This window comes from Micromonospora sp. NPDC049497 (genome assembly GCF_044465805.1).
Classification (GTDB): domain Bacteria; phylum Actinomycetota; class Actinomycetes; order Mycobacteriales; family Micromonosporaceae; genus Micromonospora.
The window spans coordinates 104893-118030 of record NZ_JBITMC010000004.1 but is presented as its reverse complement, the minus strand read 5'-3'; the positions used below and the strand labels follow the sequence as shown (position 1 = coordinate 118030).

General features: G+C 72.3%; 16 protein-coding genes and 1 pseudogene. 9 read left to right on the top strand and 8 right to left on the bottom strand.

Features of this window, described 5'->3' with window-relative positions; all coding sequences use genetic code 11:
* Positions 1-94 precede the first annotated feature (94 nt).
* Together ACIBR0_RS08275 and ACIBR0_RS08270 are read left to right on the top strand one after the other, a co-directional pair.
* Complete coding sequence (locus tag ACIBR0_RS08275) at positions 95-835, top strand: lytic polysaccharide monooxygenase (protein ID WP_396713471.1); 741 nt, start codon at positions 95-97, stop codon at positions 833-835.
* A complete protein-coding gene (locus tag ACIBR0_RS08270; protein ID WP_396713809.1) occupies positions 820-1461 on the top strand; it encodes a DUF305 domain-containing protein in 642 nt (213 codons plus the stop codon). The genes ACIBR0_RS08275 and ACIBR0_RS08270 overlap by 16 nt, the downstream gene beginning before the upstream one ends.
* Before the next feature lie 20 nt (positions 1462-1481).
* Here ACIBR0_RS08270 and msrB read toward each other — a convergent pair whose 3' ends face one another.
* A complete protein-coding gene (msrB, locus tag ACIBR0_RS08265; RefSeq protein WP_396713469.1) occupies positions 1482-1892 on the bottom strand; it encodes a peptide-methionine (R)-S-oxide reductase MsrB in 411 nt (136 codons plus the stop codon).
* 47 nt (positions 1893-1939) lie between these two features.
* On the opposite strand from msrB, the gene ligD reads away from it, so the two are divergent.
* Positions 1940-2977 carry a non-homologous end-joining DNA ligase gene (ligD, locus tag ACIBR0_RS08260; RefSeq protein WP_396713467.1) on the top strand — a complete coding sequence of 346 codons (1038 nt, stop codon included), beginning with the start codon at positions 1940-1942 and terminating at the stop codon, positions 2975-2977.
* A gap of 173 nt (positions 2978-3150) precedes the next feature.
* Here the strand turns inward: ligD and ACIBR0_RS08255 are convergent, their stop codons facing one another.
* Entirely contained in the window at positions 3151-3345 is a 195-nt protein-coding gene (locus tag ACIBR0_RS08255) for a hypothetical protein (RefSeq protein WP_396713465.1), read from the bottom strand.
* A gap of 388 nt (positions 3346-3733) precedes the next feature.
* Between ACIBR0_RS08255 and ACIBR0_RS08250 the strand changes: the two genes are divergently transcribed.
* Together ACIBR0_RS08250 and ACIBR0_RS08245 are read left to right on the top strand one after the other, a co-directional pair.
* Positions 3734-4477: a GntR family transcriptional regulator gene (locus tag ACIBR0_RS08250; protein ID WP_396713463.1), complete on the top strand. Its 744-nt coding sequence runs from the start codon at positions 3734-3736 to the stop codon at positions 4475-4477.
* Positions 4478-4527: 50 nt separating this feature from the next.
* Positions 4528-5136, top strand: a pseudogene (locus ACIBR0_RS08245) (IS5 family transposase); the annotation flags it as partial.
* A 91-nt stretch (positions 5137-5227) separates the two neighbouring features.
* On the opposite strand, the gene ACIBR0_RS08240 reads toward ACIBR0_RS08245, so the two are convergent.
* Positions 5228-5803, bottom strand: coding sequence for a DinB family protein (locus ACIBR0_RS08240; RefSeq protein WP_396713461.1), 576 nt, complete (start codon positions 5801-5803; stop codon positions 5228-5230).
* Positions 5804-6055: 252 nt separating this feature from the next.
* Between ACIBR0_RS08240 and ACIBR0_RS08235 the strand changes: the two genes are divergently transcribed.
* Positions 6056-6484: a hypothetical protein gene (locus tag ACIBR0_RS08235; protein ID WP_396713459.1), complete on the top strand. Its 429-nt coding sequence runs from the start codon at positions 6056-6058 to the stop codon at positions 6482-6484.
* Between the two features lie 60 nt (positions 6485-6544).
* On the opposite strand, the gene ACIBR0_RS08230 is transcribed toward ACIBR0_RS08235, so the two are convergent.
* Positions 6545-6997, bottom strand: a complete 453-nt coding sequence (locus ACIBR0_RS08230) for a GNAT family N-acetyltransferase (RefSeq protein ID WP_396713457.1) — start codon at positions 6995-6997, stop codon at positions 6545-6547.
* 74 nt (positions 6998-7071) lie between these two features.
* Between ACIBR0_RS08230 and ACIBR0_RS08225 the strand changes: the two genes are divergently transcribed.
* Positions 7072-7581 (top strand): potassium channel family protein, encoded by a 510-nt coding sequence (locus ACIBR0_RS08225; RefSeq protein WP_396713455.1) that lies wholly within the window; start codon positions 7072-7074, stop codon positions 7579-7581.
* Here ACIBR0_RS08225 and ACIBR0_RS08220 read toward each other — a convergent pair.
* On the bottom strand, positions 7508-9055 hold the full coding sequence (locus ACIBR0_RS08220; protein ID WP_396713807.1) for an alpha/beta hydrolase: 1548 nt from the start codon (positions 9053-9055) through the stop codon (positions 7508-7510). The genes ACIBR0_RS08225 and ACIBR0_RS08220 overlap by 74 nt on opposite strands.
* 66 nt (positions 9056-9121) lie before the next feature.
* Positions 9122-10234 carry an ATP-dependent DNA ligase gene (locus ACIBR0_RS08215; RefSeq protein WP_396713453.1) on the bottom strand — a complete coding sequence of 371 codons (1113 nt, stop codon included), beginning with the start codon at positions 10232-10234 and terminating at the stop codon, positions 9122-9124.
* Between the two features lie 136 nt (positions 10235-10370).
* On the opposite strand from ACIBR0_RS08215, the gene ACIBR0_RS08210 reads away from it, so the two are divergent.
* The gene (locus ACIBR0_RS08210) at positions 10371-10583 is read left to right on the top strand and encodes a hypothetical protein (RefSeq protein ID WP_357033918.1); all 213 of its coding nucleotides are present in this window, start codon (positions 10371-10373) and stop codon (positions 10581-10583) included.
* 343 nt (positions 10584-10926) lie between these two features.
* Here ACIBR0_RS08210 and ACIBR0_RS08205 read toward each other — a convergent pair whose 3' ends face one another.
* A complete protein-coding gene (locus ACIBR0_RS08205; RefSeq protein WP_357033920.1) occupies positions 10927-11421 on the bottom strand; it encodes a GNAT family N-acetyltransferase in 495 nt (164 codons plus the stop codon).
* Positions 11422-11510: 89 nt separating this feature from the next.
* On the opposite strand from ACIBR0_RS08205, the gene ACIBR0_RS08200 reads away from it, so the two are divergent.
* Positions 11511-12017 carry a DUF1990 family protein gene (locus ACIBR0_RS08200; protein ID WP_396713450.1) on the top strand — a complete coding sequence of 169 codons (507 nt, stop codon included), beginning with the start codon at positions 11511-11513 and terminating at the stop codon, positions 12015-12017.
* Between the two features lie 48 nt (positions 12018-12065).
* Here ACIBR0_RS08200 and ACIBR0_RS08195 read toward each other — a convergent pair whose 3' ends face one another.
* Positions 12066-12986, bottom strand: a complete 921-nt coding sequence (locus tag ACIBR0_RS08195; protein WP_396713448.1) for a DNA-3-methyladenine glycosylase family protein — start codon at positions 12984-12986, stop codon at positions 12066-12068.
* Positions 12987-13138: the final 152 nt, after the last annotated feature.

Sequence of the window (13138 nt, the reverse complement as noted above, 5' to 3'; positions counted from 1 at the left end):
CGCTGCTTCTATCGACAGGAGTCTTTACTGTTAACAAGGTTTAATTTATGTTGGGTGGCATCTCAGCAGGTCGGATTCCGAAGGAGATGCCACCATGCGAAGACGACTCACCCTTCCGCTCGCGGCGACCGGCGCGGTCGTCGCCTCGCTGGCGGTCGCCGTGCCCGCCCAGGCCCACGGGTACGTCTCCGGGCCGCCGAGCCGGCAGGCGCTCTGCGCGCAGGGCCGGGTGCCCGACTGCGGCCAGATCAGATGGGAACCGCAGAGCGTCGAGGGGCCCAAGGGGCTGCCTAGTTGCCACGCCGGCATCGCCCAGTTCGCCGTCCTCAACGACGACGGCCGCGGGTGGCCCGCCACCTCGGTCGGCACCTCGGTCACCTTCACCTGGACGAACACCGCCCGCCACGCCACCAGCAACTGGGAGTACTTCATCGGCGGCACCCGGATCGCGGTGTTCAACGGCGGGGGCCAGCAGCCGGGCGCGACCGTGTCGCACACGGTCAACCTCGGCGGGTACGCGGGGCGGCAGAAGGTCCTCGCGGTGTGGAACATCGCCGACACCCCCAACGCGTTCTACTCCTGCGTCGACCTTCAGGTCTCCGGTGGCGGCGGGCCCACGCCGACCACGCCGCCACCGACCAGCCCCAGCCCGACGCCGACCGCCGCACCCACCACCCCGCCGCCCGCCCCGGGTGGCACGTGGACGGCGGGTCGCGCCTACCAGGTCGGAGACCAGGTCACCTATGGCGGATCGAGCTACCAGTGCCGCCAGGCGCACACCGCGCTCGCCGGTTGGGAGCCGCCGTACACCCCGGCGCTCTGGACCCAGGTCTGATCGAAACGGGTGCGGCCCGTACCCAGAGCGCGCCGCACCCGCCGACCGTCGATCGGAGGCTCGGCATGACCCGCCGGCTCGCGTACACCCTGCTCGTCGTCCTGCTCCTCGTCGCCGGCTGTGCTGGCGGCGACGGTGACACCGCACCGGCCCCCGCCGCGACCCCGGTCAGCCTTCAGGGCGTCGACGCGCCGTTCCTCGAGGCGCTCGTCGCGCACAGCGAACGCACCCTGGAGATGACCCGCACGGTCCGCGGCCGGCTGACCGATCCGCACCTGAGGACCCTGGTCGCGGCCGTCGAGGCCACCGAGACCGACGAGTTGGGCACGATGCGTGTCTGGCTGCGGGACGCCGGCCGCCCCACCGCCGGGGGCCGGCACGACCACACCGGGCACGCCGACGCCGACGACCTGGAGCGGCTGCGCCGGGCCGGCCCCGCCGAGGTGGATCGGGTCCTCGGTACGGTGCTGAGCGCGCACCAGGCGGCGGCGGCGGACCTCGCCCGGGCCCACCTCAGGGTCGGGGGCAGCGCGGCGGTCCGTGAGTTCGCCGAGCGGGTGGCCCGTTCCCGGGACGCCCAGGTCGAGTTGCTGGCGACGCTGCCGGCCGGCGACCGAGTGCGATGATCGCGAGCGGCGAGCCAGCGTCAGGCGCCGCGCGGCTCCAGACGGATGGAGACCGAGTTGACGCAGTGCCGGGTATCCTTCGGGGTGAAGCCCTCACCGTGGAAGACGTGCCCGAGGTGGCTGTCGCACCGGGCGCAGCGGATCTCGGTGCGCGTCATGCCGAGGGTGCGGTCCTCGATCTCCTTGACCCGGCCGGGGATGGCGTCGTCGAAGCTCGGCCACCCGCAGTGCGAGTCGAACTTCGTGTCGCTGGTGAAGAGTTCCAGCCCGCACGCCCGGCAGTGGTAGACGCCCGTCGTCTTCGTGTCCACGTACTCGCCGGTCCACGGGCGCTCGGTGCCGGCCTCGCGGAGCACCCGGAACTCCTCGGGGCTCAGCCGGACCCGCCACTCTTCCTCGGTGCGGGGCAGTTCGCTGTCGTCAAGACTCACCCCTCAACGGTACGTCGGACGTCGCACCCGTCGCATATGGTCGCGCAATGGGTGGCACGAAGAGCGCAGCCGAGGAGATCGAGGTGGCCGGGCGCACCGTCCGGCTGAGCAGCCCCGACCGGGTGATCTTTCCGCAGCGCGGCTACACCAAGGCCGACGTGTTCCACTACTACCTGGCGGTCGGTGACGGCATCACGCGCGCCCTGCGCGGCCGGCCGACCACCCTGCAGCGCTTCCCCGAGGGCGTCGAGGGGGAGATGTTCTTCCAGAAGCGGGTGCCGACCCGGGGCGTGCCCCCGTGGGTCGAGACCGCGCGGATCGCCTTCCCGAGCGGTCGTACGGCTGACGAGCTGTGCCCCGCCGACCTCGCCCACGTGGCCTGGGCCGCCCAGATGGGCACCGTGGTGTTCCACCCCTGGCCGGTCCGCGCCGCCGACACCGACCGTCCCGACGAGCTGCGCGTCGACCTCGACCCGCAGCCGGGCACCGACTTCGCCGACGCCGCCGCCGCGGCGGCCGAGCTGCGCGGCATCCTCGACGAGCTGGGTGCGACCGGCTGGCCCAAGACCTCCGGCGGTCGGGGCGTCCACGTCTACCTGCGCATCGCACCCCGATGGACCTTCACCGAGGTCCGCCGGGCCACCATCGCGCTGGCCCGCGAGCTGGAGCGACGCCGGCCCGAGCTGGTCACCACCGCCTGGTGGAAGGAGGAGCGGGGCACGCGCGTCTTCGTCGACTTCAACCAGATGGCCCGTGACCGGACGATCGCCTGCGCGTACTCGCTGCGCGCCAACGCCCGCGCCACCGTCTCCACCCCGGTCACCTGGGACGAGCTGCCCGACGTCGACCCGGACGACTTCGACCTGCGCACCGTCCCCACCCGGTTGGCGGAGCGCGGCGACCCGCACGCCGGGATCGACGACGCCGCATGGGACATCACCCCGCTGCTGGAGTGGGCCGACCGGGACGCCGCGGCCGGCCAGGGCGACATGCCGTACCCGCCGGACCATCCGAAGATGCCCGGCGAGCCGAAGCGGGTGCAGCCCTCCCGAGATCGGGACCTGAACAGGGGAAACACCGACTGAGCGGCGAACCTGGCGACTAGCACCACGCTGTCTCGCCGGACAACCTCCAGACCCGTGGACTGATCCGCATTCTCCAGATGCGTGGAACGCCCCTTGGGCGTGACCACCTCCGGCCCGGATGCAAGCAACCACTCCCGGAGCCTTAGATAGATCCGGGCGGTTGCTTGCGCGGGTTAGGTGGGGCGCTTGTCGAGGCCGTAGCGGCGGGCCCGATCTGCCCGGTACACGGCCAGAACTTCCCGTGCTTCTTCCAGCGTCGGGCACCCCTCGGCGACGCAGTGCGGGCACGTGGCGCGTTCGTGCAGGCCCACGCAGTACGACGCCTGTTCGACGTAGAACGGCACTCGGGTCAGGCGTTGTTCAGCCACGACGCCCCCGCGATCGGTGTTCCTGGCCTCGCGTCAGCAGGGGCCCGGTGGTCGGGTGGACGTCGGTTCGCTGGTTCCATGACGGGACGTGAGGGCCGTAAGCGCCGGACCGGTTCGGGTACGCCGTGGCTGCCCTGGCGACTGGTTCGGCGGGCGGGGTTCGGCGGCGACGGAATGGCCACAGGTTCACGGGGAGCCTCCGAGGCTCGGTGACGGGGCGGGGACTCCGTCACCGGTCGCGGTGGTTGCAGACCGGAAGCAACCGGTGACGGAGCCACTTCGAAAGTTAGTGCACTAACATTCGGCGGGCAACGATTCCGCCAAGATTTGTCGCACTAACTCAGGTGTGGTCGACTGGCCGGGCAGACCGGAAAGGGGGCGGTTCACCATGCCCGAACCCGCATACCTGCGCATCGTCAACGAGTTGCGCAACGCCATCACCACCGGCACCTATGGGCCCGGTGACAAGCTGCCCACCGAGGCGCAGCTACGCCAGCAGTACGTCGTGTCGACAACCGTCGTGAAAGCTGCCCTGTCGATCCTGCAACGCGAAGGTTTGATCGAAGGTCGGCGAGGCTCCGGCAACTACGTCCGGCAGCGACGCAGACTCACCCGCCGGGCCCACGGCCGGGACGTGCGTACCGCCACCGGGCCGACAAGCCCGTTCGCCCGTGACGCCGAGGCCGTCGGTCAATGGGGCACCTGGGAACACGAGTCGGCCCACACCACTGCTGGCCCGGATGTCGCTGCCCGACTCGGGATCGCACCCGGCGACCCGACCGTGACCACCCGGTACCGGTTCGTTGCCGACGGCGAACCGATCCAACTGTCCGCCAGCCACGAACCGTTGGCAGTGACCGGCGGTACCGCCATCGAGTGGCCCGAAGACGGCCCGGCGGTCGGAGTCGTCGCCCGCATGGACACGATCGGCGTCCGCATCGACTCGTTCACCGAAAAGGTCGCCTTCAGGCCCGCGAGCCCGGAAGAGATCCAAGCCTTGAACCTGAAGGCGACCGGGTCGCATGTCCTGACGATCGAACGGACCTACTACGCCGGAGACCTGGCCGTCGAGACCGCCGACATCGTCCTAGGGCCGGATTACGACGTGGTGTACCGGGTGCCGGTGGACTAGGGCGTGACCTGCCGATCTTGTAGCGGTTGATCGTTGACGATGTGCCGGTGGTGCGTCGTGGTGAGTTGACCGATGAGGCGTGGCGGTGATCGCGCCGCTGCTACCGGAGTCTGGCGGGGGCGGTGGCGGGATCACCGGCAGGTGATCAACGGGATTTTGTGGAAGCTGCGTACGGGGTGCGCCGTGGCGTGACCTGCCGGAACGGTATGGGCCATGGAAGACCTGCCACGAGCGGCTGCGCCGGTGGACCGCGGATGGGACTTGGGATCGGATTCTCGGGGCGGCGCAGGTGCATGACGACGGGACACCGGTGCAGTGGAGGATCAGCATCGACTGGTCGATCGTGCGGGTGCACCAGCATGCCGCTGGCGCCCGCAAAGAGGGGGCTCCCCGACAAGTGCGGCGACGCCTGGTGCGCAAGATGGCGAGGCCATCGGCCGATCCCGCGGCGGACTGAGCTCGAAGATTCACCTCGCCGTCGATGGACGCGTAGCCTGGCCCGGAGGGCCTCGCAAAACATCCCGACGTGCTGATCGCCGACAAGGGTTAAGCCCACGACTCCACCCGCCGAGCCCTGCGCCAGCGCGGCATCCGGCACGTCATCCCGGAACGCTCGGACCCAGGTCGCCCGCCGGGCAGCCAAGGGCAGCAACGGTGGGTGACCACCGGCCTTCGACAAGGCTGTCTACCGCAAGCGCAACATCGTGGAACATCGCCGCCATCATCTGGCTTCCATGATCGACAGATGACCTAGTTGCTGCGTCTGCTGGCGTCGAGGGCGGCCTGCTCCACTCGCTGGCGGTAGTCCAGCCACCATGACTCGTCGGCGGGGGGCAGGTTGTCGTTCCTGGGTAGCAGCCCGGCCGCGCCGTCGATGAGTTCGCGCACGATGTCAGCGTGACCGGCGTGCCGTTGTGTTTCCGCGGTGACGTGAACCAGGACGTGGTGCAACGTGACCGCTGCGTCGCCCCACCACGGCACGCGGCCGACCTCATCCAGTGCAAGGGCTTCAATGGTGGTGTCGGCGTGGGCGATCGCGCGACGGTACAGTGCGACGATCTCCTCGCGGGCCTCATCCGCGGTCGCCCACATGTCGGCATTGGGCTCCGCTCCGTCGCCGACGTACGGCAGCTCCTGCTCGAACGGCCGGCCGAACACGACTCCGAAGTAGAGGGTCTCCATGGCCGCCGAGTGCTTCACCAGACCGAGCAAGTTGGTGCCGGTCCGGGTCAACGGACGCCGAATGTCGTATTCGCTGAGCCCGTCGAGCTTCCACAGCAGCGCGTCGCGGCCGCCCTTCAAGTAGCTGTGCAGGTCTGCCTTCATGGCGGCACTATGGCATCCGGTTGGATGTCACGCTGCCTCCGACGATCCCCAGAGCTCATGATCGGCAGGACACGCCCTAGCCACCGAGATCCCCATGGCATCCGCCATGCCGATCCTGTGGACCGGGGTGCGCTCCAGGTTGCGTAGGCAGGCGCCAAACAAGGTCGCCGGCCGGGTGCAGAACCGGACAACGCCGGGGGCGGTTCCTCCGCGTCCAGCGTCCGTTCAGCCGGGCGGGGCACACTGTTCCGCATGACCTCCCCGAGCGATGTGATCCGGCGGCTGGTCGGCGTCTACCACGCCGACGGCGGCCTGCGCGGCGAGCTGGCGTACGTCGTCGGCAAGGTCCGGGGCACCGCCGAGTGCGCCCTCTGCGACATCACGCACGGGGCGTTGGGCCGCAAGCGCGAGTGGCGGCATCTCGTGCCCGAGCTGGCCGTCCCGGTCGACCTCGTGCACCTGAACGAGCGCTCCCCGGAGGTCCGCGCCGCCAGCGAGGGGCGTACGCCGTGCGTGCTCGCGATGACCGACGACGGCCCGGTACCGCTGCTCGGTCCCGCCGATCTGGATGCGCTGGAAGGCAGCGTGGCCCGGTTCGCCGAACGGCTGCACGCCGCCGTCGACGCCGCCGGCCTGCGCTGGGCGGCGTCGCACGGGGGCCGGCCGGCACCGACGGCCTGACGGTGGGTCCGGCGGCCGGGACACTCCGACGTCGGTGACACCGGGTCGGCCGGGCCACTGTCAGAGGTGGAGCTTCATGCCCTCGTGGCTGGCCACGAAGCCGAGGCCCAGGTAGAAGCGGTGCGCGTCGTGGCGGGACTTGTCGGTGGTCAGCTGGACCAGCCCGCATCCCCGCTCCCGCGCCCGGTCGACCGCCCAGGTGATCATCTCTCGGCCCAGGCCCCGGCCCCGCTGGTCGGACCGGACGCGGACCGCCTCGATCAACTGCCGCTCGGCGCCGTGCCGGCTCAGCCCCGGGATGTAGGTGAGCTGCATACACCCCACCACCGCACCGCCGGCCTCCGTGACCACCAGGTCGTTGCGCGGGTCGGCGGTGATGTCGTCGAACGCCCGCTCGTACGCGGCGTCGACCTCTCCGACCTCCCGGGACCGGCCGAGCGCGTCGTCGGCGAGGAGCGCCAGGACGGCGGGCAGGTCGGAACGGACGGCCGCGCGGAAGATCACATCGCTCATGGCGCCGAGCCTGGCACAGCGACACCGGCGGATGTGCGGGCGGTGGTTGCGGTCACCGGGCAGCATGGTGCCCCATGGACATCCTGGCGCCGTTCCGGTGGATCTACCGGGGGCTGGTGTGGTTCGCGAACTCGCCGCGAACGCTGATCACGTCGTACCTGCTGATGATCGTCGTCGCGGGGGTCATCTACGGCCAGGTGGAGAACCGCACCGCCGCCGACGCGGTCTGGTGGGCGGTGGTGACCGCCTCCACCGTCGGCTACGGCGACATCTCACCGACCACCTGGGCCGGCCGGACGCTTGCCGCGCTGCTCATCTCGACCATGGTCCTGCTGGTCATCCCGCTGATCACGGCGCACTTCGCCAGCCGGCTGATCGTCGACGACGACGCCTTCGAGCACGAGGAGCAGGAACAGCTCAAGGCGGACGTGCACCGGATGCGACTGCTGCTGGAGGAGATCGCCCGGCGGTACGACATCGAGATACCCGAACTGCAGCCGGAGCCCCCGGTCAGCGGGCCGGGCAGCGCAGCCCCTCCCTGGGAACGGTCAACGAGATCAGGTAGGCGTCGACTGCAGCAGTGATGCAACCCGTCTGCGGATAGGCGGTGTGCCCCTCGCCCTCCCAGGTGAGCACCCGGCCCACCCCGAGCATCGAGGCCAGGGCGGGGGTCTGCTCGTACGGGGTGGCGGGGTCGCCGGTGGTGCCGATCACGAGGATCGGCGGCGCACCGTCGGCCCGGCCGGTCGGGTACGGGTCCCGCCCGCCCGGCCACTCCGTGCAGGAGAGCATGCCCACGGCCAGGGCGGGGCCGAACAGCGGGTACTTCTGCCGCCACTGCGACTGGAGCTGGCGGATCTGCTCCCGACTGGGCTTCTCGTCCTCGTCGGCGCAGTTGACCGCCAGGTTCGCGTCGAACAGGTTCGAGTAGCGGCCGTCCTCGTCACGGTCGGCGTACGCGTCAGCGAGGCGGAAGACCTCCGTCGGGTCGCCGCCCTCCAACTCGTCGATCGCCCCGCCCAGTTCCTCCCAACCCGCCTCGGTGTAGAGGGAGGAGATCACCGCGTAGAACACCCAGCCGGGGGTCGCCTCCCGCCCGCCGTCGCCCCGGACCGGCGAGACCTGGGCCTTCTCGATCGCCGAGGTCACCGCGGCCCGGGCGTCCGGCGCGATCGGACACCGGCCGGCGTTGGCCGCACACCACCGGGTGAAGTTGCCGAACGCGCGCTCGAAGCCCTTGGCCTGGCTCTCCGAGGAGGCGACGAGCCCCTGCCGCGGATCGACCGCGCCGTCGAGCACCAGCGCCCGGACCCGCTGCGGGTAGAGCTGCGCGTACGTGGCGCCGAGCAGCGTCCCGTAGGAGTAGCCCAGGTAGGTGAGCTTCTCGTCGCCGACAGCGGTGCGCACCGCGTCCATGTCCCGCGCGGCCTGCTCGGTGCCGTAGAGCGGAAGCTGGTCGCCGTACTTGTCGCCGCAGCCCCGACCGATCCGCTGGCTGAGCGCGACGAAGCCGTCGAACGACCGCTGGCTCTCCGGGTCGGGGTCGTAGCCGAAGGTCGCGTCGAGGTCGGCGTCCGGGATGCACTTCACCGGGCTGGACCGGGCCACCCCGCGTGGGTCGAAACCGACGATGTCGAAACGCTCGGTGACCGAGGTGGGCAGCCCGCCGAAGGTCGGCCCGAAGGAGAGGTAGACGGCGGTGTCCACACCCGAGCCGCCGGGACCGCCGGGGTTGATGACCAGCGACCCGATGCGGTCACGCTGTTTGGTCGAGCGGGCTCGCAGCAGGGCGATCTCGAACGTTTCACCGCTGCCCGGACCGGCGGTGGCGCCCGAACCGGTGCCCCAGTCGCGGGGAACCCGGATGCGGGCGCACTCGTAGCGCATGTCCGGCGCACTGCGCCCGACCAGCTCCTCAGGCACCTCGGGGCACGCGCGCCAGGCCGGCGCGGTGCCGGGTGCGGCAGCCTCACCCTCGACGTCCGTGCTGGGCGCGAACGCAGGCAGGGTGCAGCCGGCGGTGACCAGCGCGGCGGCGGCCAGACCGGCGAGAGCCAGCCGGAACCGGGGGCGGTCGGAGGTGCGGGTCACGAGGAAACCTCCCTGATCGGGTCGAGCGCCAGGCTACGCCGGGCCGTCGGGCGACCCCACGGTCGCCGTCGGGTCACCGCGCAGCACCTGGTCCACGTCGACCCGGACCGGCCGGTCGAGCTGGTCGTAGCGGCAGGAGCGGGGATCACGGTCGGGCCGCCAGCGGACGAAGCGCGCCGTGTGCCGGAACCGTTCGCCCTCCATCGCGTCGTAACCCACCTCGACCACCAGCTCGGGGCGCAGCGGCTCCCACTCCAGGTTCTTCGTGCCGGTCCACCGGCTCACCCCACCGGGGATGCGCTGCCCGCGCTCGTGGTCGCCGTGCACCCACGGGTGCGTGCCGTCGGTGTCCCGGTAGGGGGCCAGCTCCTCCAGCAGCTCCTGCCGACGGGCCATGGTGAACGACGCGCTCACCCCGACGTGGTGCAGGACCCCGTCGTCGTCGTAGAGACCGAGCAGGAGCGAGCCGACCACCGGACCGGACTTGTGCCACCGGAAGCCGGCCACCACCACGTCGGCGGTGCGCGCGTGCTTGACCTTGAACATGAGCCGCTTGCCCGGCTCGTACGGCAGGTCGGCCGGCTTGGCGATGAGACCGTCCAGGCCGGCGCCCTCGAAGACGTCGAACCAGCGGTGCGCGGTCTCCGGGTCGGTGGTGACCTGGGTGACGTGCACCGGCGGCCGTACGCCACCCAGCGCCTCCTCCAGCCGGGCCCGCCGTCGCGGGTAGGGCTGCTCCAGCAGCGACTCGTCGCCGAGGGCGAGCAGGTCGAAGGCGACGAAGTCGGCGGGGGTGGTCTCGGCCAGCATCGTCACCCGCGAGGCCGCCGGGTGGATGCGCTGGGCGAGCAGCTCGAAGTCGAGGCGGGGCTGGCCGTCCGGCCCGTCCCGTCGGATGACGATCAGCTCGCCGTCGACCGCGCACCGCTCCGGCAGCTGGCGGCGGGCCTGCTCGACGACCTCCGGGAAGTAGCGCGTCATCAGCTTGCCGCCCCGGCTGGCCAGCTCGACCTCGTCGCCGTCGCGGAAGACGATGCACCGGAAGCCGTCCCACTTCGGCTCGTAGGTCATGCCGGGGGCGGTCGGCACCCGGGGCACGCTCTTGGCCAGCATCGGCTCGACCGGGGGGTTGATCGGCAGCTCCACGGCGACCAGTCAATCAGACGGCACCGACAGCCGTGAGGCAGATCACCGGCGGCTCGCGGGCGGTGTGTACCCGCGCGTCCCCCGGCGTCCCTCCGGCCGGAATCAGATAACCGCAGCTCAGAGCTACTTTCGCGGGGTGTCGGAGTGGGTCTGCGGGTGTTGCGGGCGGTGGCGGGTGACCATCGAGCTGATCCGTGGGCGCTACCGCTACCGGCTCGTGCACCGCTACCCGCGGTCGTACGGCGGCGGCAAGAACGTGCTCGGCGAGGTCGGCTCGGTCACCGAGTTGGCGGAACTGCTCCGCGCCCGTACGCCGCTGGACCTGGCCGATCTGCGCGAGGCCGCCTGAGCATCGGCCGGTCGGGCGGGTCAAGCCTTTCCGCGCCGTGGCTCCGCGCCGAAGCCATCACAGTGAGTCACAGCTGGGATCTCGTCACTGTTGGTGACGTTCCGATGGCTGCCGACGCGATGCCTTCGCCGCTTTGCTCTGCACCCCGGGACGCACCAGCCTGCCCACCTGCTGTTTCTCGGCGGGCTTCTCCCCAGCCGTGGTCACGCGGCGCAACCGGTGCGTATCAGGGTGCAGAGCAAAGCGGCGCGCACGTCTTGGGGCCGGCCGCGCGAGGATCACGGTGCGCGAGCGACGCTCTGGTGTCCGACAGCCCGGTGGGGCGGCGGAGAATCCGTGTGGCTCAGGCGCCGGCGCGGACGGCGCTGACCGACGGCTTCTCCAGCAGGGCGAGCCGCACGCCGTTCGCGTCGGCCCGGTGCCCGACCACCCGGTACCCGTGCCGCTGGTACAACCGGAGGTTCTGCTCGCTGTCCGCGCCGGTGAACAGCGCGAACCGGTCGACCCGGGAGGCGTACATCGCCTCGACGGCCCGCAGCAGGCGCCCGCCGATGCCGCAACCCTGCTGGTCCGGGGCGACGGCGAGCCGCCCGACGTGGGCGACGCCGGCCTCGACGTGGGCACGCACCGAACCCACCAGCCGTGGGCCGACCCGGGCGGTCAGCACGGTGCGTGCCCCGGCGACGGCGGCGCGCACCTCCTCCAACGTCTCGGTCAGCGGCGGCAGGAACGGGTCGCCGTAGCGCTGCGCCTCGGTGAGGTAGGCGGCGCGCTGCACGGTGAGGATCTCGCCGGCGTCGAGGAGGGTGGCCGGCGCGATCAACGGGGGTGTTCTCACGCGCCCAGCCAACCACAGTCGACCGCGGGCGCGGTGCCCCCGACCCCGTACGCTGGGCGGTGTCCGTCGACCCGAAAGGGGTGCCTCCCGTGCCGGCACTGACCTATCCGCACGTCGGCGCCACCCGGGCCGGGGACCTGCCGGCCGGCTGGCGGCACGTGCGGCACCGGGTCCGGCTGCCCGAGGGCGCGTTCGACGCGGCAGGCGAGGCCGTGCTCTCGTGGCACCTGCACCGGGCCGCGGGCATCCGGATCGACGCCTCGGCCGACCGGGCCGCGCCCGGCGTGCGCGTCGTCTCCGGGCTCGGTGTCGGCCCGCTGCGGCTGGCCGCGCCCTGCGAGGTGGTCTGGGCGGTCGACGACGGCTCCCGGGCCGGCTTCGGCTACGGCACCCTGCCCGGCCACCCCGCCCGCGGCGAGGAGGCGTTCCTCGTCGGCCGCGACGGATCCGGCGAGGTCTGGTTCGAGGTACGCGCGTTCAGCCGGCCCGACCGCTGGTTCATGCGCGCCGCCGGGCCCGCCGGTCGGGTCTTCCAGCACGCGTACGCGTGGTGGCTCGGACGGACCCTGCGCCGGCTCTGCGCCCGGCGGGGCTGACCGCCGATCCCACCCGCCGGGGCGACCCCCGGCGGACCGGTGCGATCGTCAGAACCGGGCGAAGGAGCGGATCGGCGCCCGGGGGCCGAACTTCGGCGCCTGGATGCCGGCGGCCTCCAGCAGCCCGCACACCCGGCCCCGGTGCCCCCGGAACGGCTCCAGCAGCTCCAGCATCCGCGCGTCGTCGCCGCGCGCCTCCCCGGCCAGGGCCCAGGCCACCGTGTTCGGCACGTGGTAGTCGCCGACGCTGACCGCGTCCGGGTCGCCGTACGCGACGCGGACCACCTCCGCCGCCGTCCAGGGGCCGATGCCGGGGATCGCGGTGAGCCGGCGGGTCGCCTCGGTCGAGTCGGCGCAGCGCTCCAGCCGGTCGGCCACGGCGGCGACCCGGCGCAGCGTCTCCGCCCGCCGCTGCTCCACGCCGAACGGGTGGAAGACCCAGTACGGGGTGGCCGCCACCGCCGAGGCCTCCGGCGGCAGCAGGAGCGGCTGCATCGGGCCGGGTGCCGCCGCGCGGAAGTGCCGGACCGTGGCGGCGTACGCCCGGTAGGCCTCCTTGCCGGTCACCTTCTGCTCGAAGACCGCCCGCAGCAGCCGGGGGAAGACCTGACCCGTGGTCGGCATCCGCATCCCGACGTACCGCGCGGCCAGCTCGGCCACCAGCGGGTGGGCGGCGGCCAGATCGGCGAACCCGGTCAGGTCGTCGCGGAGGCCGGCGACCGCGTCGGCGCGCTCGACGACCCAGTCGGCTCCCGGGCCGTACCCCTCGGCGAGGAGGTCACCGGCGGACGGGCGCAGCGCCAGGGTGGCCGGCCCGTCCGGGGTGCGGGTGGCCCACCAGAAGGTGCCCGCCGCGACCCGCGCGCACGGGTCGTACGGGCTGAACGTCAGTGACCGCACCGACGCGGCCAGGCGGTAGCCGGCCGGTGGGCGCAGCACCCGGCGGGCGTCGGCTTCGGTCCCGGTCACCCCGCCATGCTGCCACGGGATGAAACGGTCGCGGGGCCGGGCCCCCGGGCCGGGCGGCCCCCCGGGCCGGGGGGGCCCCCCCCCGGCCCCCCCCCGCCCCCCCCCCCCCCGGGGGGGGGGCCCGCCCCCCCCCCCCCCCCCCCCCCCCCGGC